This window comes from Luteococcus sp. H101 (assembly GCF_038433155.1).
Lineage (GTDB): Bacteria > Actinomycetota > Actinomycetes > Propionibacteriales > Propionibacteriaceae > Luteococcus.
This window is the reverse complement of the sequence record NZ_JBCDMW010000034.1, coordinates 51655-74272: the sequence shown is the minus strand read 5'-3', so window position 1 is coordinate 74272 and position 22618 is coordinate 51655. Positions and strand designations below refer to the sequence as shown.

At 67.6% G+C, this 22618-nt stretch carries 21 protein-coding genes; 10 read left to right on the top strand and 11 right to left on the bottom strand.

The window, feature by feature from the left end; all coding sequences use genetic code 11:
* Nucleotides 1-30: 30 nt before the first annotated feature.
* Both AAEX60_RS13905 and AAEX60_RS13900 read right to left on the bottom strand, forming a co-directional pair.
* Nucleotides 31-540: an SRPBCC domain-containing protein gene (locus tag AAEX60_RS13905; protein ID WP_342104163.1), complete on the bottom strand. Its 510-nt coding sequence runs from the start codon at nt 538-540 to the stop codon at nt 31-33.
* 27 nt (nt 541-567) lie between these two features.
* Nucleotides 568-996, bottom strand: a complete 429-nt coding sequence (locus AAEX60_RS13900) for a pyrimidine dimer DNA glycosylase/endonuclease V (protein ID WP_342104162.1) — start codon at nt 994-996, stop codon at nt 568-570.
* Nucleotides 997-1054: 58 nt separating this feature from the next.
* On the opposite strand from AAEX60_RS13900, the gene AAEX60_RS13895 reads away from it, so the two are divergent.
* From AAEX60_RS13895 to AAEX60_RS13875, 5 genes are read left to right on the top strand one after another with little or no spacing between them, the layout of a single operon-like run.
* Entirely contained in the window at nt 1055-1303 is a 249-nt protein-coding gene (locus AAEX60_RS13895; RefSeq protein ID WP_342104161.1) for a type II toxin-antitoxin system VapB family antitoxin, read from the top strand.
* Nucleotides 1300-1716 (top strand): type II toxin-antitoxin system VapC family toxin, encoded by a 417-nt coding sequence (locus AAEX60_RS13890; RefSeq protein ID WP_342104160.1) that lies wholly within the window; start codon nt 1300-1302, stop codon nt 1714-1716. Before AAEX60_RS13895 ends, AAEX60_RS13890 begins: the two co-directional genes overlap by 4 nt.
* A gap of 49 nt (nt 1717-1765) precedes the next feature.
* On the top strand, nt 1766-4219 hold the full coding sequence (locus tag AAEX60_RS13885) for a heavy metal translocating P-type ATPase (RefSeq protein WP_342104159.1): 2454 nt from the start codon (nt 1766-1768) through the stop codon (nt 4217-4219).
* A gap of 41 nt (nt 4220-4260) precedes the next feature.
* Nucleotides 4261-4488, top strand: coding sequence for a hypothetical protein (locus AAEX60_RS13880; protein WP_342104158.1), 228 nt, complete (start codon nt 4261-4263; stop codon nt 4486-4488).
* Nucleotides 4485-4889 (top strand): PIN domain-containing protein, encoded by a 405-nt coding sequence (locus AAEX60_RS13875; RefSeq protein WP_342104157.1) that lies wholly within the window; start codon nt 4485-4487, stop codon nt 4887-4889. Before AAEX60_RS13880 ends, AAEX60_RS13875 begins: the two co-directional genes overlap by 4 nt.
* A gap of 126 nt (nt 4890-5015) precedes the next feature.
* Here the strand turns inward: AAEX60_RS13875 and rplI are convergent, their stop codons facing one another.
* The 5 genes from rplI to AAEX60_RS13850 form a co-directional block, all read right to left on the bottom strand.
* Complete coding sequence (rplI, locus tag AAEX60_RS13870) at nt 5016-5465, bottom strand: 50S ribosomal protein L9 (protein ID WP_342104156.1); 450 nt, start codon at nt 5463-5465, stop codon at nt 5016-5018.
* A 14-nt stretch (nt 5466-5479) separates the two neighbouring features.
* Nucleotides 5480-5719, bottom strand: coding sequence for a 30S ribosomal protein S18 (gene rpsR, locus AAEX60_RS13865; protein WP_094765601.1), 240 nt, complete (start codon nt 5717-5719; stop codon nt 5480-5482).
* Between the two features lie 132 nt (nt 5720-5851).
* Nucleotides 5852-6442: a single-stranded DNA-binding protein gene (locus AAEX60_RS13860; protein WP_342104155.1), complete on the bottom strand. Its 591-nt coding sequence runs from the start codon at nt 6440-6442 to the stop codon at nt 5852-5854.
* Nucleotides 6443-6596: 154 nt separating this feature from the next.
* Nucleotides 6597-6887 carry a 30S ribosomal protein S6 gene (rpsF, locus tag AAEX60_RS13855; protein WP_342104154.1) on the bottom strand — a complete coding sequence of 97 codons (291 nt, stop codon included), beginning with the start codon at nt 6885-6887 and terminating at the stop codon, nt 6597-6599.
* Nucleotides 6888-7035: 148 nt separating this feature from the next.
* Nucleotides 7036-7422 carry a rhodanese-like domain-containing protein gene (locus tag AAEX60_RS13850; protein ID WP_342104153.1) on the bottom strand — a complete coding sequence of 129 codons (387 nt, stop codon included), beginning with the start codon at nt 7420-7422 and terminating at the stop codon, nt 7036-7038.
* A 78-nt stretch (nt 7423-7500) separates the two neighbouring features.
* Between AAEX60_RS13850 and AAEX60_RS13845 the strand changes: the two genes are divergently transcribed.
* The 5 genes from AAEX60_RS13845 (at nt 7501) to AAEX60_RS13825 (ending at nt 17706) form a co-directional block, all read left to right on the top strand.
* Nucleotides 7501-9039, top strand: coding sequence for a beta-N-acetylhexosaminidase (locus AAEX60_RS13845; protein ID WP_342104152.1), 1539 nt, complete (start codon nt 7501-7503; stop codon nt 9037-9039).
* A gap of 133 nt (nt 9040-9172) precedes the next feature.
* Entirely contained in the window at nt 9173-9526 is a 354-nt protein-coding gene (locus AAEX60_RS13840; protein ID WP_342104151.1) for a non-heme iron oxygenase ferredoxin subunit, read from the top strand.
* 203 nt (nt 9527-9729) lie between these two features.
* A complete protein-coding gene (pulA, locus tag AAEX60_RS13835) occupies nt 9730-15495 on the top strand; it encodes a pullulanase-type alpha-1,6-glucosidase (RefSeq protein ID WP_342104150.1) in 5766 nt (1921 codons plus the stop codon).
* Nucleotides 15496-16075: 580 nt separating this feature from the next.
* On the top strand, nt 16076-16924 hold the full coding sequence (locus AAEX60_RS13830; protein ID WP_342104149.1) for a C40 family peptidase: 849 nt from the start codon (nt 16076-16078) through the stop codon (nt 16922-16924).
* Nucleotides 16925-17037: 113 nt separating this feature from the next.
* Nucleotides 17038-17706, top strand: a complete 669-nt coding sequence (locus tag AAEX60_RS13825) for an isochorismatase family protein (protein ID WP_342104148.1) — start codon at nt 17038-17040, stop codon at nt 17704-17706.
* 309 nt (nt 17707-18015) lie between these two features.
* On the opposite strand, the gene AAEX60_RS13820 is transcribed toward AAEX60_RS13825, so the two are convergent.
* The 4 genes from AAEX60_RS13820 to AAEX60_RS13805 are packed head-to-tail and all read right to left on the bottom strand — an operon-like array spanning nt 18016 to nt 22533.
* A complete protein-coding gene (locus tag AAEX60_RS13820; RefSeq protein ID WP_342104147.1) occupies nt 18016-19026 on the bottom strand; it encodes a LacI family DNA-binding transcriptional regulator in 1011 nt (336 codons plus the stop codon).
* A 22-nt stretch (nt 19027-19048) separates the two neighbouring features.
* Entirely contained in the window at nt 19049-20665 is a 1617-nt protein-coding gene (locus AAEX60_RS13815) for a sugar ABC transporter substrate-binding protein (RefSeq protein WP_342104146.1), read from the bottom strand.
* Between the two features lie 27 nt (nt 20666-20692).
* Nucleotides 20693-21592 carry a carbohydrate ABC transporter permease gene (locus AAEX60_RS13810; protein ID WP_342104145.1) on the bottom strand — a complete coding sequence of 300 codons (900 nt, stop codon included), beginning with the start codon at nt 21590-21592 and terminating at the stop codon, nt 20693-20695.
* Nucleotides 21592-22533 carry an ABC transporter permease gene (locus AAEX60_RS13805; RefSeq protein WP_342104144.1) on the bottom strand — a complete coding sequence of 314 codons (942 nt, stop codon included), beginning with the start codon at nt 22531-22533 and terminating at the stop codon, nt 21592-21594. The genes AAEX60_RS13810 and AAEX60_RS13805 overlap by 1 nt, the downstream gene beginning before the upstream one ends.
* Nucleotides 22534-22618 lie beyond the last annotated feature (85 nt).

Sequence of the window (22618 nt, the reverse complement as noted above, 5' to 3'; positions counted from 1 at the left end):
ACCGTCCAACCAGCAGGGTGAGCCCCGGGGCTACCCCAGTGCGGCGTACTGCGGCCCGTAGACCTGCAGGCAGTGCTCGAAGCTGACCGGCTTGCTGCCTTCAATGGCGGCCACCAACCGGACTAGGTAGAACTCCCAGCCGGCACCCAGGTCCGCCAGCGGCACGTCGGCCGGGATCCGGTCATGCCGCAGCGTGACCGCCGACCCGGCGGGCCGTGCCTCGACGGTCAGGGTCAACGGCCAGTCGAAGGGCGCCGGAGCGGCGGAGACCAGCGCCAGCCGGTACGGCGGCTCGCAGGCCTCGATCCGCATCGCCGACTCCTGGTCACCGCCCTCCTCCTCGGTCATGGTGACCAGGATCTCGTCCCCGACGGCCGGGGTGCTGCCGTCGGCGGTGCGCCACGGCCCGTACCACTGCTGGGTCCGCTCGGGCTCGGTGAGCCACCGCCACAGCTCATCGACGGTGATGGCCAGTTCACGAGTGAGCAGCATTGCGCGCTCGGGGGCGACGCCCTCCAGGCGTCCATGCAGGGTCTCCATCAGGCCACTGTCCCACAGCCGGCCGGTTCAGGGCCGTTCACACGGGGCCATGGCGCCCGGCACCACCCGGAAGAGTGGGTGGGGCGGCGGGGCCGCCTGGGGCAACGACTCAAGCAGATGCGGATTGCGGGTCTGGAGCTTTCCCCGCAGGTGCGCCAGCTCGTGCGCGAGTTGCCCGTCGGTGACGATGAGCTGCCCCGCCCACGCGGGCAGGTCATCCAGCCTCGTCCGGTCGAAGTGGTGGCCACGATGGTCGGCCTCATCGGCAACGGCCTGGAGATAGGCGACCACCGCCGCGCGCGGTTCCGGGCACTCTCGGAACCGCTCCAGCTGCGGGTGGTGCCGGTAGCCCCGGGTGCGGCCGGCCAATACCGCCTGGGCCAGTAGACCCTCGCGCCACAACGCCACCAGACCCTGCCGGTCCAGCAGCGACGGGTGCAGCGACCACAACCTCATGTCTTCCTCCTATCCCTGATTCTTCCAGAACAGGATGATTTCTTCCTAGACTGGTCTCATGCCCATCAACATCAAGGATCCAGGCACCGACGAGTTGGCGCGCCGGCTCGCGGATCGGACGGGCGAGAGCATCACCGTCGCCGTGCGCACCGCGATGCAGGAGCGAATGGACCGGCTGGAGGGGCGGCAACACCGCACGCTTGATGAGCTCCACGCCTACATCGAGCGCGGGCGGGCCCGTCGAATGCTCGACGCCCGCAGCGCGGAGGAGATCATCGGCTGGGACCAGGACGGGATGCCGCAGTGATCATCGACTCCTCCGCTCTGGTCAGCATCCTGACCGGCGAGCCCACCGCGGAGCGCCTCCTGGACGCAATCCAGCAGGCCGATCGGCTGGCCATCAGCGCCGCCACCCTGGTGGAGACCTCCATCGTGCTGGAGGCCAAGCAGGGGCGCGATGCCGTCGACGACCTGCACCAGCTGCTGGCGGACCTGGATTGTGAGGTCACGGCCTTCGACGAGGAGCAGGCCTTGCTGGCCGCCCAGGCGTGGCGGCGCTTCGGCAAGGGGCGCCACCCGGCAGCCTTGAACCTGGGCGACTGCTATTCCTATGCCTGCGCCAAGGGCTCCCGGGAGAGCCTGCTGTTCGTCGGCGAGGACTTCTCGCAGACGGACATCAGGGCCGCCATCTGGGATGGCGAGCCGACCCAGCGCGACTAGGCTGGTTGGGAACGTCCGTGCACCGGCCGTGGACAGCAGGAGGAGAACCGTGAGCGCACCCGTCCAGAGCCGACGTGAGGGCGCTTCCGGCACGGACAAGCAGCTGGAGCTGGACATCTCCGGCATGACCTGCGCCGCCTGCGCCAACCGGATCGAGCGCAAGCTGAACAAGCTGGACGGCGTCACCGCCATGGTGAACCTGGCCACCGAGCGCGCCCTGGTGCAGGGGCTCGGGACCTCGGCCGACGACGTCGCGCTGGCGATCTCCACCGTGGAGAAGGCCGGCTACGGCGCCGCGCTGCACGACGACGAGGACGACACCTGGACCCAGCGGGCCGCGGCCGAGCGCACCTCGTCGCTGCGCCGCCGGATGGGCGTCGCGGGGCTGTTGAGCATCCCGTTGATGTCACTCACCCTGCAGCTGGCCCTGGTGCCCAGCGTCCGCTTCCCCGGCTGGCAGCTGGTGTGCGTGCTGCTGGCGCTCCCGATCGTCACCTGGTGCGCCTGGCCCTTCCACCGCGCGACCTTGCGCGGCATCCAGCATCGCTCACTCAGCATGGACACCCTGATCTCGCTGGGAGCCTCCGTGAGCTTCCTGTGGGCCCTGTGGACACTGAAGTACCCGGCCACCGATGCGGGCTACTGGCTGGGCTTCGGCCGGACCCCGGCCGGGGCCGACGCGGTCTACCTGGACGTCGCGGCCGGCATGGTCACCTTCCAGCTGGCAGGGCGCTACTTCGAGTCCCGGGCTCGACGCCGCGCCGGAGAGGTGCTGCACGCGCTGGGCAACCTGGCCGCCAAGCAGGCCCGGCGGCTGCTGCCCGACGGCTCGGTGGAGATGATCCCCGCCGAGCAGCTGCGGCGCGGAGACTCCTACGTCGTGCTGCCCGGGGAGCGTTTCGTCGCCGACGGCAGCATCACCGACGGCTCCTCCACCATCGACACCTCCGCCATGACCGGCGAGTCCGTGCCCGTCGAGGCCACGGTGGGCGAGGCGGTGCTGGGGGGCACGACGAACCTCACCGGACGGCTGGTGGTGACGGCCGAGGCCGTGGGCGCCCGGACCCGGCTGGCCCAGATGGCGGCCATCGCCGACGAGGCCCAGCGACGCAAGTCCCGGGTGCAGAAGATGGCGGACAAGGTCACCCAGTACTTCGTGCCGACGGTGATCGTGCTGGCCATCCTGGTGGGCCTGGCCTGGTTCCTGGCGACGGGGTCCGGGGCGCGCGCCCTGGCCAATGGCGTGGCCGTGCTGATCATCGCCTGCCCGTGTGCGCTGGGTCTGGCGACGCCGACGGCCCTGATGGTGGGTGTCGGGCGGGCCGGCCAGCTGGGCATCCTGGTCAAGGGACAGGACGCCCTGGAGTCGTCCGGCAAGATCGACACGGTCGTGCTGGACAAGACCGGCACCCTGACCACCGGCCGGATGGCGGTCACCGACGTCGTGCCCGCCCCCGGGCTGACCCCCAGCGACGTGTTGGTCCCCGCCGCCGCCGTCGAGCGCAATTCGGAACACCCGATCGCCCGCGCCATCGTGACGGTGGCCGAGGACCTGGCCGCCCTGTCCCATGAGTCTGCCGCGACTGCGACGGCCGAGCCTGGCCCCACAACATCTGAGCCCGCCGAAGGGACCAGCCGCGGGAACTCGACCACGACGGCCGTGCCGGTCGAGGCCCGCACCTCAGGGCCGACGGTCACCAACTTCCGCGCCCTGCCCGGCTGGGGCGCCCGCGCCCTGGTGGACGGCCGGGAGTGCCTCGTCGGGCGTCTGGACGCCATCTCCACCCCGGCACCTGCGCCCGAGCCTCACCTCGCGACCCCCGAGCCCGTCGACGGGCCCCCCGCGTCCCACGAGTCCGTGGAGGAGTGGGCCGTCAACGCCATCGCCTCCGCCGAGGCGAATGGCGCCGTCGCGGTGGCGGTACGGCTGGAGGGGCGGCTGCTGGGCGTGGTCACCATGGCGGACCAGGTCAAGCCGAGCGCCCGGACCGCCGTCGAGAAGCTGCGGGAACTGGGCCTGCGCACGGTGCTGCTGACGGGTGATTCGGAATTGGTGGCCAACCACGTCGCCGGCCAGCTGGGGATCGACGAGGTGCGCGCCCGGGTGCTGCCGGACCAGAAATCCGCCGCCGTGCAGCAGCTGCGCGACGAGGGTCGCACTGTGGCCATGGTGGGCGACGGGATCAACGACTCCGCGGCGCTGGCGACGTCGAACCTGGGGATCGCCATGGGCCAGGGCACCGAGATCGCCATGAAGAGCGCGGACATCATCATCGTCCGCGATGACCTGCGGACCTTGGTGGACGCCATCCAGCTCAGCCGTCGGACCATCTCCACCATCAAGATGAACCTGGTCTGGGCCTTCGGCTACAACGTCGCCGCCATCCCGATTGCCGCGGCCGGTCTGTTGAACCCCCTGATCGCCGCTGCGGCGATGGCGATGAGCTCGGTGCTGGTGGTCTCCAATTCCCTCCGCCTACGCACCTACGAGCCGATGGACTGAATCCCTTCACGGATCTCGTGTAGCACGAGTATCGTGGAGGCATGGCAAACCTCACCATCTCCGTGCACCCAGATGTCCTGCGTCGGGCGCGAATCAAGGCGCTGCAACGCGACGAGTCCGTCAACGCCTGGCTGGCCCGCCAGTTGGAGGTCTACGCCGGCGATGATGCGGCCGACGCCATGTCAGACCTGCTCGTGATGGCCAGGAGCAGAACAGCCGCCGCTGGCGAGGAACCCTACGTGTGGCGACGCGAGGACGGCCTCCGGTGACGGCATTCTGCGACACGAACGTCCTCGTGTATGCCTTCGATCCCACGAATGAGAAGAAACAGGAAACCGCACTCCAACTCCTGTCGGACCATCGAGACCTGGTGATCAGCACCCAGATCATGCTCGAGTGGTTCAACATCGTGACCCGCAAACTACGACCCCCCATGCTCCACGCGGAGGCTGCGCTCGCTTTGGAGAGCTTCGGACGGCTCCGCGTGATGTCGACCCATCCGGAGAATGTGATGGCGGCCGCTGCTCTGGCCGGGAGCGAACAGTTGTCGCTGTGGGACGCGATGGTGGTGGAGGCCGCCGCCCGGGCGGGCTGCACGACCTTGCTCACGGAGGACCTCAACGCCGGTCAGACGATCCACGGCGTGACCATCGTCAACCCCTTTGCCTGAACCGGCACGTCACGGATGGGGGGCTGCACGACCTGGCCCCTCCCAGCACAACAGCAGCAGGACCCGCACCGAAGAATCGGTGCGGGTCCTGCTGTGCTGTGTCAGATCAGCCCCGAGGGGCGGAAATCACTTGGCAGCGACGGCCACGGTGATGTGGGCGGTCACGGCGTCGTGCAGCTTGATGCCGACGGTGTGGTTGCCGGCGAGCTTGATCGGCTTGGCGATCTGGACGGCGCGCTTGTCGACGGCGGGGCCGCCGACAGCCTTGATCGCCTTGGTGATGTCACCGGCGGTCACGGAGCCGAAGAGCTTGCCCTCGGCGCTGGCGGCCTGGGCCTCGTAGGTGACCTCGAGGGCCTCCAGCTGGGCCTTGACCTCGTTGGCGTGCTCGATGCCACGGATCTCGCGAGCGTCACGAGCGCGCTTGATGCCCTCGATCTGCTTCTCGGCGCCACGGGTCCAGCGGATCGCCTTGCCCTGGGGCATCAGGAAGTTGCGGCCGTAGCCGTCCTTGACCTCGACGACGTCGCCGGCAATGCCGAGCTTCTCGACGGGGGCGGTGAGAATGAGCTTCATCTCAGACTCCTTTCTCAGCGCGCGGTGGACGCGTAGGGCAGCAGGGCGAGTTCGCGAGCGTTCTTGATCGCGATCGCGACCTTGCGCTGGTCCTGGACCGAGAGGCCCGTGACCCGGCGCGCACGGATCTTCCCGCGCTCGGAGATGAACTTCCGCAGGGTAGCGGCGTCCTTGTAGTCGACGTTGTCGATGCGGACCGACTTCATCGGAACGATCTTCTTCTTGTTCACAGGCTTGCGCTGTGGACCGGCCATTGTGGTGCTCCTTGTCTGCGGGATGATCCCGCGAGCCCGGCTTTCGCCGGAATGTGCCTTCCCAGAGGGAATGGTGTTCTTGGGTACTGAGTGGATTCTGGATCAGCGGGCCCGGCAACAGGGCCCGGACTGTCAGAAGGGAGGCTCGTCGCTCTGGGCGCTTGCCCAGGGGTCGACGCCGCCGCCCCGGTTGTCTCCACCCTGGCCCTGGGGTGCGGACTGCCAACCGGTACCGGCATTGCCGCCACCCTGGTTGTTCCAGCCCTGATTTCCACCGGCCGCCGGCGCGGGAGCGCCGCCGCCCTGGTTGAAACCGCCACCCTGGTTGCCACCCTGCCAGTTGCCACCGGAATTGCCCCCCGACGTGCGGGTGACCTTCGCGGTGGCGTACCGCAGGGAGGGACCAATCTCGTCGACCTCAACCTCGAAGACGGTGCGCTTCTCACCCTCACGGGTTTCATAGCTGCGGCTCTTCAGCCGGCCCTGAACGACGACGCGCATCCCCTTGGTGAGGGACTCGGCGACGTTCTCGGCGGCCTGGCGCCACACCGAACAGTTGAGGAACATGGCCTCGCCGTCACGCCACTCATTGGACTGACGGTCGAACTGGCGCGGCGTCGACGCGACGGTGAAGTTCGCGACGGCGGCACCCGAGGGGGTGAAGCGCAGTTCGGGGTCGGCGGTGAGGTTGCCGACGAGGGTGATGGGAGTTTCGCCTGCCATGTTGGTCTCCGTTGGATCGGACGTGAGGACTGTTGGGGATCACGCTGCCAGAGGGCTCTGACAGTTTTTCATCCCGCAGCGGTCCAGTGAATGCCCAGGTGTTGTCTGGTTGTTGTCCGGATGTTGTCCGGGCAACGGTTCACCGAGCGTGGGCTCAGTGAGCGTCCGGACGCATCACCTTGGTGCGCATGATCTGCTCGTCGATCGTCATCAGACGATCCATTTCCTTCACGGCGACCGGCTCAGCGGTCACGTTCAGGACGACGTAGATGCCTTCCGGCTTCTTGCGGATCTCGTAGGCGAGGCGACGCTTGCCCCACACATCGATGTTGTCGACGGTGCCACCGGCCTCGGTGACGGTCTTCAGGTGCTTGTCCATCAGGGGAGAAACCTGACGCTCGTCGACGTCGGGGTCAATGATGACCACAATCTCGTACTTGCGCATACGCGTACTCCACCTCCTCTGGTCTCAACGGCCATGGGTCGGTCCCATGGCAGGAGGGCGTTTGCCTTGGACACCCACATCGGGCGCGGGTGTCCAAGGAACAACTCTACCGGCTCACTCGCCAGCCACCCAATCGAGATCCACTGATTCAGCGCTTGTTCCGCGGCGGGCCGGGCAGCAGGAACTGGCCCGACTCCTTCCAGGCGATCAGGCCTCCCTGCACGAACTGGGCCGTCATGCCCTGCTTCTCCACCAGCTTCACGGCGTGGCCGGAGCGCAGGCCGGTGTCGCAGATCAACAGGATGGGCTTGTCCGGCTCGGCGAAGGGGTCGCCCTCGTAGACCGCGTCCATCACATTCTCGGCCAGCGCCTTGACGTCCACCAACCGGGACCCAGGGACGTGACCGGCCTCGTACTCGCCCAGCCCACGCACGTCGCACAGCACGCTGCCCTTGGCCATCAGCGTCAGCGCCTCGTCGACACTGATCCCGCCCTCGGGGGTCATCTTGTTGATCAGTCGGTCACGCAGTCCCATGGGGACCATCCCACCACATCGCTCAGCCCGCCTGTCGGTTCCTTGCCGTAGCGGACCTCGCGACGGAAGGATTGTTGGGTGACCTTCCCCCTGCTGCCACAGCCCGCCAGCGTCGAGCCCGCCGCGGGCCATTTCCTGCTGAATCCCCGTGTCACCGTCGACGCCACGCCCCAGCAGTCCCGCGTCGTGGGTGCGCTACTCGGCGTCGTCGCGCTGCCCAGCACAGACGCCCATCTCACCGTCCGGCTGGACGATTCCCTGCCCACGGAGGGCTACCAGCTGACCGTCACCCCGGAGCGCGTCACCATCCTGGTGGGCACCGACGCCGCCCTGCCCTGGGCGCTGCAGACCCTGCGCCAGCTGATGCCCGACGAGGTTTTCGGCGCCCCGGTGATCACCCCGCAGCCGGTGCCGTGCTGCACCATCACCGATTCCCCGCGCTTCGGCTGGCGCGGCGGGATGATCGACGTCGCCCGGCACTTCCTGCCCTTCGCGGACCTGCTGCGCCTGGTGGACCAGCTGGCCGCGCACAAGTTCAACCGGCTGCACCTCCATCTGGCCGATGACCAGGGCTGGCGCTTCGAATCGCTGAAGTACCCGGAACTGACCCGGGTCGGCGCCTGCCGGCCGGAGACGCTGCATCCCTACCACGGCACGGATCGCACACCCCACGGTGGCTACTACAGCCAGGCCCAGCTGCGTCGCCTGGTCAGCCATGCCGCCAGCCGCGGGATCACCGTCGTCCCGGAGCTGGACTTCCCCGGGCACGCCTCCGCGGCGCTGGCCGCCTATCCACAGCACGGTGTCGAGGGCTTCGCCGTTGGCCACCCGGCCACGGGTTTCGGGGTGCTGGAGAATGTGCTCAACCTGGACGATGACTGCCTCGCCTTCGTCTTCGACCTTTTCGACGAGCTGCTCGACGTCTTCCCCTCGCAGTGGATCCACATCGGCGGCGATGAGGTGCCGCGCACCCAGTGGCGGGAAAGTGAAGCCTCCCAGCAGCGGGCCGCCCAGCTGGGGCTGACCTCGGTGGAGGAACTGCAGCCGTGGTTCACCCGCCAGCTGGTGAACCACCTGCGCGCCCGGGGGCGCACCCCGATCGGCTGGGATGAGGTTGCCGACGACGGCCCGGTCGCGGGACTGGTCTGTCACGCCTGGCGCAGCGCCGACAAGGCGCTTCCCAGCGCCCGGGCGGGTGGTGAGGTGATCGTCGCCCCGGTGCAGGGAACCTATCTGGACTACTACCCCAGCGACCTACCCACCGAACAGTGGTGCATCGGCGGGCCGACCCCCACCCGGACGGTCTACGAATTCAACCCCACCGATGGTTTCGAGGACGTCGCGGACCGGGTGATCGGCACCCAGTTCCAGCTGTGGACCGAGTACGTGGCCAGCATGAGCCGGGTGGAGTACCTGATCTGGCCGCGGGCCTGCGCGTTGGGCGAGGTGGCCTGGAGTACCCCGGAGGGTCGCAGCTGGGACGAGTTCTCCACCCGCCTGGCGGCCCACACCCGGCGGCTGGATGCCGCGGGGATCAACCACCGCCCCCAAGAGGGGCCCCTGCCGTGGCAGCGCGGGGGCCACGGCAGACAGTCCCGCGGCCCCCACCAGAACTGAGCATCCCGCCTGCCCCGACGTGGGGTCTCGCCCGGCGGTCCTGGGCATTGGTCTTTGCTCCCGTTCGAGCCAACCCTTGAGCAATCTGCCCAACCACGGTTGTCTTGGAATCACACAAGGAAGGGATGCCACAATGCCTGAGCCGCTCAAGGTCGCCATGGTGGGTGACATTGCCGAGGATGAAGCACTGGTGGTGGACGCCGCCACCAATGGCACCGGCGAGGACATCGCGGTGATCTTCTCCGACGGCAAGTACCGCGCCATCTCGGACATCTGCACCCACGAGTACGCCTCGTTGGCCGACGGCTGGATCGAGGGCGACGAGGTGGAGTGCCCGCTGCACGCCGCCCGCTTCCACCTGGACACCGGCGCCGCACTCTGCCTGCCGGCCACGGTGGCGGTGAAGACCTACCGGACCGAAGTCCGGGGCGACGAGATCTGGCTGCACCCGAGTGAGGCGGCCCAGGGAGCCCCCGAGCCCAGCTGAGAGCGGGGATCATCCGTCGGTGATCCCCCGGGCAGCACCGGCTGCCCGCCCGAAGCGCGCGCCAGCCACGGCAGGCAAACATCGTTCGTCGAACGACCCTTCAAATTTGTCAGTGCCACGGGTTAGCGTGTTGACCACCTCGGGGCATCGGTGCTCCGGGTGGTGCGCGGCCCCACTCCGCGCGCGGAGCACAGGAGAACACCGTGGTTCACACACTCTGGCGTCGGACGAGCGCCGTCCTGGCCTCGGCTCTGGCGTTGACGTTCCTGGGGACGCAACCTCCCCGGGCCGTCGCGGCGGAACGCACCGCCACCCTGGTCGGCAGCCTGCAGGATGAACTGGGATGCTCGTCGGACTGGCAGCCCACCTGCGAGAACACCCAATTGCAGAAGGAAGCCAACAGCACCGTCCACTCCCGCACGCTGAAGATCCCGGCCGGCACCTGGGAGTACAAGGTGGCGATCAACCAGGCCTGGGACGAGGCCTATGGCGACGGCGACGGCAATGCGACGCTGGTGCTGGCCGGCCCGGCCGAGGTGAAGGTCAGCTATGACGACCAGACCCACCAGATCGGCCTGACCCCCACCACGCTGGCCGGCGGGGTCAGCGACGCGGACAAGGGGCTGGCCAAGGACTCGTTGCGCCAGGCGGTGACCAAGGAGCGGTTCTACTTCCTGATGGCCGATCGCTTTGCCAATGGGGACCACAAGAATGACACCGGCGGCATCTCCGGCACCCGGCTGGAGCACGGCTTCGACCCCACTGACAAGGGCTTCTACCACGGTGGCGATCTCAAGGGCGTGATCAACAAGCTGGACTACATCAAGGGTCTGGGCACCACCGCCATCTGGCTCACCCCGTCGTTCAAGAACCGTCCGGTGCAGGGCCAGGGCAAGGACGCCTCGGCCGGTTACCACGGCTACTGGATCACCGACTTCACCCAGATCGATCCGCACCTAGGCACCAATGCGGAGATGAAGCAGCTGGTCAACCAGGCGCACGCCAAGGGGATGAAGGTCTACTTCGACATCATCACCAACCACACCGCCGACGTGATCAGCAATGCCCAGAACAAGTACGACTATGTCAGCAAGCAGGCGGCGCCCTACAAGGACGCCTCCGGCAAGGTCTTCGACGATGCCGCCTACGCCGGCAAGCCGGACTTCCCGACGCTGGACGCGGCCACCAGCTTCCCCTACACCCCGGTGATCGCGGAGGCGGACAAGAACCTCAAGGTGCCGGCCTGGCTGAATGACCCGGCGATGTACCACAACCGCGGTGACTCCACCTATGCCGGCGAGTCCAGCACCTATGGCGACTTCTCCGGTCTGGATGACCTGTTCACGGAGCGCCCCGAGGTGATCAAGGGCATGACCGACGTCTACAAGACGTGGGCCGGCTTCGGGATCGACGGTTTCCGGATCGACACCGTGAAGCATGTGAACACGCCCTTCTGGAGCGAGTTCAGCCCGGCCATCACCCAGGCCGCCACGGATGCGGGCACCAAGGACTTCTTCATGTTCGGCGAGGTCTACGACTCGGATCCGAAGGTGCAGAGCACCTACACCACCGCCGGCAAGCTGCCCGCCACCCTGGACTTCGGCTTCCAGGGCGCCGCGGTGAACGCCGTCCAGGGCAAGGCCACCACCAGCCTGCGGGACTTCTTCGTCAGCGACGACTGGTACACCGACACCGACTCGAATGCCTACCAACTGCCCACCTTCCTGGGCAATCACGACATGGGACGCATCGGCATGATGCTGTCCAAGGCGGGCTACTCTGGCGACGAGTTGCTCAAGCGCACCCAGCTGGCCAACTCGTTGATGTACCTGACCCGGGGCAACCCGATCACCTACTACGGCGACGAGCAGGGCTTCATCGGCGCCGGCGGGGACAAGGACGCCCGGCAGGACATGTTCGGCAGCAAGACCGCGCAGTACCAGGCCGAGTCCCTGGTGGGCGGCGGCACCATGGGCAGCGGTGAGCACTTCTCCACCAGCGCCCCGCTGTACCGGCAGATCGCCCAGCTGGCGACGCTGCGGCAGAACCATCCCGCCTTGGCCGACGGCGCCCAGATCCACCGCTACGCCTCCTCGGCGGCCGGGATCTACGCCTTCAGCCGGATCGACCGGGCCACCGGCACCGAGTACGTCGTCGCGGTGAACAATGCCACCAAGCCCGCCTCGGCCAGCTTCCAGACCTACCTGCCCAATGGCCGGTTCGCACCGCTGCACGGCACCACCGCCACCCTGAAGGCCGGCAAGGACAGCCGCGTCAGCGTCACCGTTCCCGCACTGTCGGTGAGCGTCTGGAAGGCCAAGAGCCCGCTGCGGGACCGAGAGAATGCGCCGGCGGTGCAGTTCAAGGCCCCCACCGCGGGTGCCGTGATCGGCAACGGCCGCACCGAGGTCAGCGCGTCGGTGCCGGAGAACACCTTCGCCCAGGTGAGTTTCGCCTGGCGTCCGGTGGGCGCCGCCGACTTCCAGCCGCTGGGTACCGACGACAATGCCCCCTACCGGGTCTTCGCCGACACCTCGTCGCTGCCCAAGGGCCAGTTGGTGGAGTACCGGGCCGTCGTCAAGGACTCCTCGGGCAATGTGAACGCCACCAGCACCTACGCCCAGGTGGGCACCCCGAAGCCGGCCAGCACGGGCGGCGAGAGCAATGTTGGCCCGGTCACCCAGCCCGACGCCGTCAGCGTCCCCGGATCACACAACAGTGAGATGGGCTGCGCCGCGGACTGGTCCCCGGACTGCGACAAGGCCCAGCTGGCCCTGGACGCACAGGACAAGATCTGGAAGGGAACCTTCCCGATCCCTGCCGGCGAGTACGCCTACAAGGCGGCCCTCAACAAGTCCTGGGATGAGAACTACGGCGCTGGTGGCGGCGCGGGTGGCGCCAACATCACCTACAACTCCCCCGGCACCGTGACCTTCTACTACGACCACGCCCGGCACTACGTCACCAGCGATGCGCAGGGCCCCATCGTCACCGCCCCCGGCTCCTTCCAGACCAAGCTGGGCTGCGCCGCGGACTGGACCCCCGGCTGCATGCAGCCCTGGCTCACCGACCCCGACGGTGACGGCGTCTACACCTGGAGCTCGGCGGCTATCCCGGCCGGCAACTACGAGTTCAAGATCGCCGAGGGACTGTCCTGGGACAAGAACTACGGCGACGGCGGCACCGCGGGTGGCAACAACATCACCATGACGGTTCCGGCCGACGGCACCGTGATGACCATCAGCTATGACTCGGCCACCCACAAGACGACGGTGAGCTCGGCCAAGGCCGGCGCCGCACCGGACCTCAAGGCCCAGAAGGCCATCTGGGTTGACCGGGACACCATCGCCTGGCCGGCCAGCGCCGTGCCAGCCGGAGTGGATCCGGCCTTCCTGAACTGGCGGCTGCACTGGTCCAAGAGCGGCGGGCTGACGGTGGATGCCGAGACCCTGACCGGGGATGACGCCCAGCAGGCCAGCCTGACCTACAACCCGGCCGGGCTGGACGCCAAGACCCTGAAGGCCAACCCGCAGCTGAAGGGCTACCTGGCGCTGGATCTGGACAAGCGGACCGCCAAGCAGGTGCCGCAGATCCTGACCGGGCAGGTGGCCGTCGCGATGTACGACGACCTCGGTTCCCTGATGGACGCCACCGGGGTGCAGCTCCCGCTGGTGCTGGACAACCTGTATGCCAAGGCCGCGGCCGGCAAGAGCTATGGCGCCACCTTCCAGGGCGGCCGGTTGACCTTCCGGGTGTGGGCCCCGACGGCCCAGCAGGTGACCCTGCTGACCTGGCCCGCGGGTTCGGCGGACCAGGACGCGTCGAAGGCCACCCGTACCCGGATGACCCGGGATGCGTCGGGTAGTTGGCAGGCCCGCACCGGACGCACGCTGGAGAATGCCCGCTACCTGTACGAGGTGAAGGTCTTCGTGCCCAGCGAGCAGAAGGTGGTGACCAACCTGGTCACCGACCCCTATTCGGTGGCACTCACCCTGAACTCCACCCGCTCCGTCGCGGTCAACCTGGACAGCCCGCAGTGGAAGCCCAAGCAGTGGACGAAGACGGCCTCGCCGAAGCTGGCCCACAGCGTGGACTCCACCATCTACGAGCTGCACGTGCGGGACTTCTCCATCCAGGACAAGACCGTTCCGGCAGCCGATCGCGGTTCCTACAAGGCGTTCGCCAGCAATGGCGACGGCACCAAGCACCTGCGGAAGCTGGCCCGGGCCGGGCTGAACACGGTGCACCTGCTGCCCACCTTCGACATCGCGACCATCCAGGAGGACAAGGCCAAGCAGGCCACCCCGCCGTGTGACCTGTCCGCCTTCCCGCCGGACTCCCAGGAGCAGCAGGCCTGCATCCAGAAGATTGCGGATGCCGACGGCTACAACTGGGGCTACGACCCGTTGCACTACCTGGCACCGGAGGGCAGCTACGCCTCCAGCACCACCGCCGCCGATGGCGGCAACCGGGTGGCCGAGTTCCGCACCATGGTGGGCGCCCTGCACGCCAACGGTCTGCGGGTGGTGCTGGACCAGGTCTACAACCACACCCCGGCCTCGGGGCAGGACCCCAAGTCCGTGCTGGACAAGGTGGTGCCCGGCTACTACCAGCGGCTGGACGCCAAGGGCGGGGTCTACACCTCCACCTGCTGCCAGAACACCGCCACCGAGCACGCCATGATGGGCAAGCTGATGGTGGACTCCACCGTGCTGTGGGCCAAGGCCTACAAGGTGGACGGCTTCCGGTACGACCTGATGGGCCACCACTCGGTGGAGAACATGAAGGCGGTCCGCACCGCGTTGGACAAGCTGACCCTGCGCAAGGACGGCGTCGACGGCAAGCAGATCTACCTCTACGGCGAGGGCTGGAACTTCGGCGAGGTGGCGGACAATGCCCTGTTCACCCAGGCCACCCAGGGCCAACTGGATGGCACCGGGATTGGCACTTTCAGTGACCGGCTGCGCGACGCGGTCCGCGGCGGCGGTCCGTTCGACGAGGACCCCCGCAAGCAGGGCTTCGGCTCCGGGGAGGCCACGGACCCCAATGGCGCGCCGATCAATGTCGACGCCGCCAAGAGCCTGGACCATGACATGGACCTGGTGCAGCTGGGCCTGGCCGGGAACCTGAAGGACTACTCCTTCAAGACCACCGGTGGCACGGTGAAGACCGGCGCGCAGATCGACTACAACGGCGCCCCGGCCGGCTACGCCAGCCAGCCGTCGGAGGTGATCAGCTATGTGGACGCCCATGACAACGAGACCCTGTGGGATTCGCTGACCATGAAGATGCCCTCGACGACGTCGATGGATGACCGGGTACGAATGAACACCGTCAGCCTGGCCACCACCGCGCTGGCGCAGACGCCGTCGTTCTGGCACGCCGGTGCGGACCTGCTGCGCAGCAAGTCCCTGGACCGCAACTCCTACAACTCGGGTGACTGGTTCAACAGGCTGGACTGGACGGGGGCGGACAATGGCTTCGGCAAGGGCCTGCCCCCGGCCGCGGACAATGAGGCCAAGTACGGCTTCATGCAGCCGCTGCTGGCGGACCCGAAGAACAGGCCCAGCCAGGAGCAGGTGCTGCGAGCCTCGGCCCAGGCCACGGACCTGCTGAAGCTGCGGTCCTCCACCCGGCTCTTCCGGCTGGGCTCGGCGGAGCAGATCAAGGCCAAGGTGAGCTACCCGGTCTCCGGCACCAATGCCATGCGACAGGGCGTGCTGGTGCAACGGATCGACGACACCGTCGGTGCCGACGCGGATCCGTCGCTGAAGGGTCTGGTGGTGGTCTACAACACCACGCCCAACACCCAGCGCCAGCCCGTCAAGGCGGTGCAGGGCCAGGGCTTCACCCTCAGCCCGGCGCAGGCCAAGGGTGCCGACCCCGTGGTCAAGAAGGCCAGTTACGACCCGGCCCGCGGCACCTTCACGGTCCCGCCCCGCACCGTGGCGGTCTTCGTCCAGAAGTAGCGGCGCCCCTTCGTGGGAAGTGCCGGCTGAGGGCCACCCTGTCCCGGGTGGCCCTCAGCCATGCTCCAGGCCCCAGATCCCCCGGAGAGCGCCGCGCGCCCGCCGCCAGGCGGCCTGCGCAGTAATCGTGCGGACCTGCTCGGCCGGCAGGGCTCCGTCAGCAGCCGTCGCACCGCACCACGGCGTTCCCGGCGTCTGCCGACACGGATTGGTGGGCCGTCCACCATGCGGGAAGCCGTCATGGGGTGGCCCCCGGGATGCGGCGGCCCCAGGCACGCCCACCCCGTCCGTGCCCCCAGCAGCCCCCGACAGGGTCATCTCGGCAGCATCGCCGAAAACTGTGAAGAATCTCACTTTTCTCGCAGGGCTGATTTCTGGATCGCTTCTCTGACAGGGGATCGGGAGGTCACCCCGACGACCGCATCCCTCACCCCAGTGGGGCGACCGTCCACCCGATCCGAACCCAAGATTTGATAAGAGACTCTCAGAAACCTAGTGTCGGTGACCGTCGCCCACTGGTGACAAGCACAGATGCCCAGAGCCTTCGGACTCGGGATACAGGCAACAGCAAAGGAAGACCATGTCGAAGCTCCGCGCCATCTCCAGCACCGCCATCGCCACGATGGCGCTGGGCGGCTCCATGATGATCGTCGCGCCGGCCGCCCACGCCCAAGCCCCGGTGTCCACCTCCTCGGACTCCAGCACCAGCGCCACCAGCGACTACCAGGCGCCCTCCAGCCCGGCCCCCCGCAAGGTCACCTCGTCGGCCTCCAACACCTCCGGTTCGGTCACCTTCGGCACCCGGAGCGAGGCCGTGCGCAGCCTGCAGCAGAAGCTGACCGCCGCCGGCTACGACGTCCCGGCCACCGGCTACTTCGGGACCATCACCCGGGGCGCCCTGGAGCGCTTCCAGGCCGACAACGGCCTGACCGTGACCGGCCGCGCCACCGCCCGGACCCTGAGCGCCCTCGGCGACGCGCAGACCAGCGACTCCGACGAGTCCAGCCAGGTCAGTGCCTCGTCCGACAGCTCCAGCGCCCGCACCCTGACCAGCTCCCGCTCGGTCACCAGCAGCGCCTCCTCCAGCGCCGCCCAGGCAGCCGTCAACTACGCCTACGGCGCCATCGGCAGCTCCTATGTCTACGGTGGCACCGGCAACGGTGGCTACGACTGCTCCGGCCTGACCTCGGCCGCTTGGGCCTCGGCCGGCGTGAACATCCCGCGCACCAGCTACGCCCAGTGGAGCGGTCTGCAGAGCGTCTCCACCTCCAACCTGCAGCCCGGCGACCTGGTGATCTACTACGGCGGTGGCCACGTGGGCATCTACGTCGGCGACGGCATGATCATCCACTCCTCGCGCCCCGGCAAGCCGGTGGCCAAGGTGGCCGTCGACTCGATGCCGATCGCTGGCGCCGTGCGCCCCGCCTGATCAAGCACTGCCTGATCAACCGCAAGACCCTCCCGAGGGCCCGGCTCAGTGAGCCGGGCCCTCGGCCCATTTCCAACCGCTAGGCTCGTCTTACCTCCAGGAAAGGAGCCGTGATGAGCCTGTTCCCACAGCGCAGTGGTGATGCCCTGCTGGTCGTCGACGTCCAGGTTGGGGTGATGCAGGACCTGTGGCATGCGCACCGGATCATCGAGACCATCGTGGACCTGGTGCGCCGGGCGCGGTTGGCCGGTACCCCGGTGGTCTGGGTACGGCACCAGAGCCCCGGGCTGGAGGCAGGCAGCCAGGAGTGGCAGATCGTGCCCGAGCTGCTGCCCGAACCCGGCGAACAGATCATCGAGAAGCGCTACGGGGACTCCTTCGCGGAGACGGACCTGGACGACGTGCTGGCCGCCGCCGGCGCCAACCATGTCTGGGTCACCGGCGCCCAGAGCGACTTCTGCGTCCGCAGCACCCTGTTCGGGGCCCTCTACCGCGGCTATGACACGACGCTGGTGGAGGACGCCCACACGGCGGCCGGCGCCTCCTACGACGCGCTGCACTTCACCGGCGAAGAGCTGGTGGCGGTGGTGAACAAGCTGGCGTGGACCACGCGACTGCCCGGCGTAACCTCCCGGCTGTGCAAGGCTGCCGACGTGGTCTTCGCCCCCGTCGCGCGGCTGGACGACGAGGACAAGCTGGAGGCGATCGAAGCCGAGGAGCAGGCCGAGGAGGACGCCGAGGACGTCGCCCTGGGCTTGGGAGACCCGGAATCCGACGACTGACGCACGGCCACCGGCCCCGGATGGCTCTGACCGACTCAGCCACCCTTCCCACCCGGCTGCTCCACGCCCGCCGGAGACCCCGCCCCCCCTGGCCAGACCGTGCAGCGAGCACTTGGCCAGAGACTTCAGCACGAGAGTGTGGATGGTGGTGTGTATACAGACTCTGCCCGAAGGCTCTTGCCGGGTACCGTGCCCAGGGCGGCAGCCCCGCCCTTTCCCGACGGCTCTGCCGCCTCAGTGATGACCTGGCGTCGAAGGCGTCGTAGCCCGGAGTTCAGCTGAGGCGCGGTTCCCAGACTTGTCCAGAGCTCACCTGGCCGGGCCCCTCGTCGCGGGAGCCGCGCTGCTCTCGCGCACGAACAACTCCCAGCCGAATGTATGGACCAGAGGTTCGCGTCGGTCGTACAGCCGATCCATCAGGATGTCCGCAACCCGGTCCATGAAGTTCTCGGGCCCCACCGAGGAGAGGGCGGGCTTCAGCCCCCGCCCCTCCGCTGTGTTGCCCGCCCCGATGATGGAGATGTCGTCGGGTACGCGCAGGTTCAGGAAACGCGCTGCCTGGACCGCGGCGATGGCCGCGAAGTCGGTGGTGCAGAACAGCGCCGTGGGCCCGTCCTGACCCCGCCCCAGTGCCGCCAGGGCCGCGGCCATCGCCTCATTGCGGTCATAGCCGAAGGGATGCAGCATCTGTTCACCGCACGGCAGGCCATGTTCGGTCAGCACCTCCCGCCAGGCCTCGACGCGCGGCGTGTACACCCCGTCGACACGACCGCCCAGGCAGTGAATCCGACGGTGACCCATCTGGACCAGATGCCGCATCGCCGCCCGGCAGCCATCCAGCCCAGGCGATCGCACCACGTCGAAGCCGTCGGCCTGCAGCGCCTTGCCGCCCATCACCACCAGTCTGTTCCCCTCCTTGACCAGCTGGGTCAGGGTCTCCTGATGGGCATCCTCGGCCGCATCGATGAAGGCGACGTCGAAGTCGTGCTGGCGCAACACCTCGCGCCAGTTGCCGTCGGGCAGCACCAGTGCCTGGACCCCTTCAGCCGCCAGCCGCCGGGTGAGAGCCTGCGCCGCCTCCTGGCTCCACGGGTCGGGGAGCATGGTCAAGGAGAGCAGCGCCAGACCGGTGCGGCCGGTCCGCATCGCCCGCGCGGTGCGGTTGATCCGGTAACCCAACGCTTTGGCAGCGGCGAAGACCCGCTCCCGGGTGGCTGGCGACGCGGTGTCGGTGCGGCCGTTCAGCACCTGCGAGACGATGGCGGTCGAGACTCCGGCCTCGGCCGCCACCATCCGCATCGTCGGGCGTTGCGAGTTCATGGGCAGACGGTATCGAACTGCCTCACTCGGTGACCGGAACACCCTCCGGCAAGACCTTCTGGTATTCCTCGCGGATCTTGTCGCCACCCTGCGAGCGCCACCGCTTCAACGCCGCGTCGAACTCGGCCATCTTCTTGCGGCCGGTCAGAACGTCCACCATGGTGTCTCGGACCTCGGCGCCGATCTTGGCGCCCTTCTTGGAGTTGGTGTCCGAGTAGGTGCCCTTGGTGGGCGACTGCTGCGCGATCGGCAGCAGTTTCTGCTCCAGCTCGTGTGCCTTCCTGGTGTCCTCCGGATGACCGGACTGGTAGAGCGGGTTCTCGCAACTGCTCATGATCTGCAGCGCGGAGACCAGCCCGGGGGCATTGGTCTCGGCCGCCGGGGTGAAGACCAGGTCGTCGTCCTTGCGAACCCAGTCCTGGCCCTCCGCGCCGAAGTTCTTGGCCACCCATTCCGCGGTGCCGAAGGGGGCGGAGAGCCAGTCGATCAGGCTCAACAGCTCCCGGATCTTGCCCTCGTCGGCCTTCTTGAAGGGGGTGAAGCCAACGGTGCCGTATCCCATGTCATAGACGGGCTTGGCCTTGCCGTCCCAGCCGAAAGGCACCATGACGTCGGCCTGGACGTCCTTCTTGAAGGCGCGCAGCTCACCGACGGCGATCGGGCCTACGGAGACGAAGGCGGCCAACTGGCCCTGTGCCACCAGCGGCCGGGCGTCGGGCATGTTGGCATTGGGATGGAAGACGCCGGCCTTGAACAGCTTGGCTGCATACTCCAGAGCGGCCTTGTAGTTGTCGGTCTCCATCCCCCAGGTCAGGGTGCGGTCCTTGTTCACCCGCCAGCCGTTCGGGACGCCGAACCATTCGCCGAACATGTGCATCATGTTGATGTAGGACGGTTCCAGCGCGTACCGGTTGCCGGTACTGAGCTCCTTGCACTTCTCGAAGAACTCGTCGGCGGTCTTGCACTGCATCCCGCCGACCTTCTTCCAGACGTCGGGATTCCCGCCCATCACCTGCCCGAAGGGCGTGCTGGGGATGGGGGCGCCCCAGATCTTGCCGTTGACCACGGCCGTGCGCCAGGATTCCGGTTTGAGCGCCGCGAGGTTCGGGTACTCCTTGACCGCGTCGCCACTGAGGTACTTGGTGAGGTCGGTGAACTTGGCCTCCAGCATCGGCCCGACATTGGGGATGCCCTGGTTCGGCGGCACCCACATCATGTCCGGCAGGTCGTCACTGGCCAGGATGGTGGCGAACTTCTCCGGATAGCCCGGATCGGTGCCGATGATCAGGTCCAGCTCTCCACCCAGGGACTTGTTCAGCCGCTGCCAGAACGGGTTCTTGTTCATGGCGGGCGACGGCACGGCGAAGGTCTCGCTCAGCCCGGTGACCTTGCCCTTCAGCGGTGCCCCCTTGGTGGAGGCGACGAACTCCTCCGGGAACTTCAGGAAGCCCTGTTGCAGCCCCTGCTCATTGCCCGGCAGATCCGGCTTGACCTTGTTGAACTCGACGTAGGTGGGAAGCTGCACCCCGGCGGAGTCGGAGGCATTGCCGCCACCACCGGACTTGGAGCTGCAGCCCGTGGCGGCCAGCGCCGCAGCAGCCGTGCTTGCCTGGAGCAGCGTTCGACGTGACAGTGACATGGACCGGCCTTTCTGTTGTGGTGCTCGTCAGCCCTTGACGGCACCGGTGATGACGCCCTTCGTGAAGTGGCGTTGCAGGAACGGGTAGACACACAGGATGGGGACCAGCGCAACCATCACGATGGCCATCTGCAGCGACTGCGGGGGCGGCGCCTTGTCCACGCCCAACTGGTCTGCAGCCAGCGAATTGCCCTGCACCACATAGGAACGCAGGATCACCTGGACCGGGTAGAGGTCCGTGCGTCGCTGCAGGTAGAGCAGGGCATTGAAGAAGGAATTCCAGAAACCGACGGCGTAGAACAGCCCCACCACGGCCAGGGGCGCCTTGGACAGTGGCAGCATGATCCGCCGCAGGATGGTGAAGTCACTGGCGCCGTCGATTTGGGCCGACTCGATCAACTCCTGGGGGATCCCTTGGAAGAAGGACCGCAACACCACGAAGTTGAAGGCGCTCAACGTGCCCGGCAGGATCAGCGACCACACCGAGTCCAGCAGACCCATGCTGCGGATCATCAGGAACATCGGGATGAGCCCGGGCGCGAAGAGCAGGGTGAACAGGATGAGGAAGAGCGCTGGGCGGCCGAACAGGCAGGGCCGCGACGTGGCGTAGGCGGCGGTGGTGGTGACGAAGAGCGCACTGACGGTGCCGATGATGGTGATGAAGGCCGAGATCATCAGGGCGCGCATCATGAAGGGCCCGCGGAAGAGTGTGGCGTAGGCCTCAAGGGTGGGGTTCTTGGGGAAGACCACATAGCCGCCGGCCTGGACGATCTCTGCCTCGCTGGCGATCGACGTGCTGATCACCACCAACAGCGGGAACAGGATGGAGAAGCTCACGGCCAGGATGACCAGGCCCTTGAGGGCCAGGCTGATCTTGGAGGGCTTCTCCATCCAGGCCGGCAGGTGGGAGGGGGTGTGCTTTGCCATCACTTCTCCTTGGCCGACTGGAAGATTCCGGGTTCGCCCATCCGGTGGGCAATGGAGTTGGCAGCCCAGATCAGCAGCGCCCCGATCACACCCTTGGCCAGACCGGCGGCAGCGCCGATGCTCCACCCGCCGCCGACCACGCCCGCGTAGTAGGTGTAGGTGTCCAGGACCTCGGCGGCGCCGGCCCCGACGTTGTCGCGCTGCAGGATGAACTGTTCGAAGCCGACGGACAGGATGTCGCCGATCCGCAGGATCAGCAGCAGGATCACCACGCCCCGGATGCTGGGCAGGGTGACGTGCCACATCCGTCGCCACTTGCTGGCGCCGTCGGAGGCCGCCGCCTCGTAGAGCTCGACGTCGACATTGGCCAGCGCCGCCAGGAAGATGATCATCGCCCAGCCGGCGTCCTTCCAGATCAGCTGCCCGGTGGCCAACCAGGGGAAGGTGGCCGGGTTGGTCATGATGTCGATCGGTTGGTGGCCGGTGCTACGCAGGAAGTTGTTCAGCAGCCCGGCGCCACCCAGCGTCTGCTGGAAGAGCGCGATCACCAGCACCCAGCTGAAGAAGTGGGGCAGGTAGACGATGGTCTGGAAGATCCGCTTGATCTTGTCGTTGAGCAGCGAATCCACCATCAGGGCCAGCAGCAGCGGCACCGGGAAGAAGAAGACCAGCTGGAACAGGGCCAGCACCAGGGTGTTCTTCAGGGCGGTCAGGAAGTCCGGCTCGTCCAGCAGGCTGGTGAAGTTCTCCAGGCCCACCCACTCCGAGCCGCTGATCCCCAGGAAGGGTTGGTAGTCCTGGAAGGCGATCACATTGCCCAGGATCGGGATGTAGAAGAAGAGCAGCAGCATGACCACTGCCGGCAAGAGCATCAGTACTCGTTGCCAGTCCTTCTGCCACCGCTGCCGTAGCGGCAATTGCCGGTGAGCGACTTTGCTCATCTTCCCTCCTCAGGGGTTATGAACGGGAGGCTAATCGATTAGCATGCGAGGGGCAAGGGGTTGGGACCAACTTCTTGACCGCCCC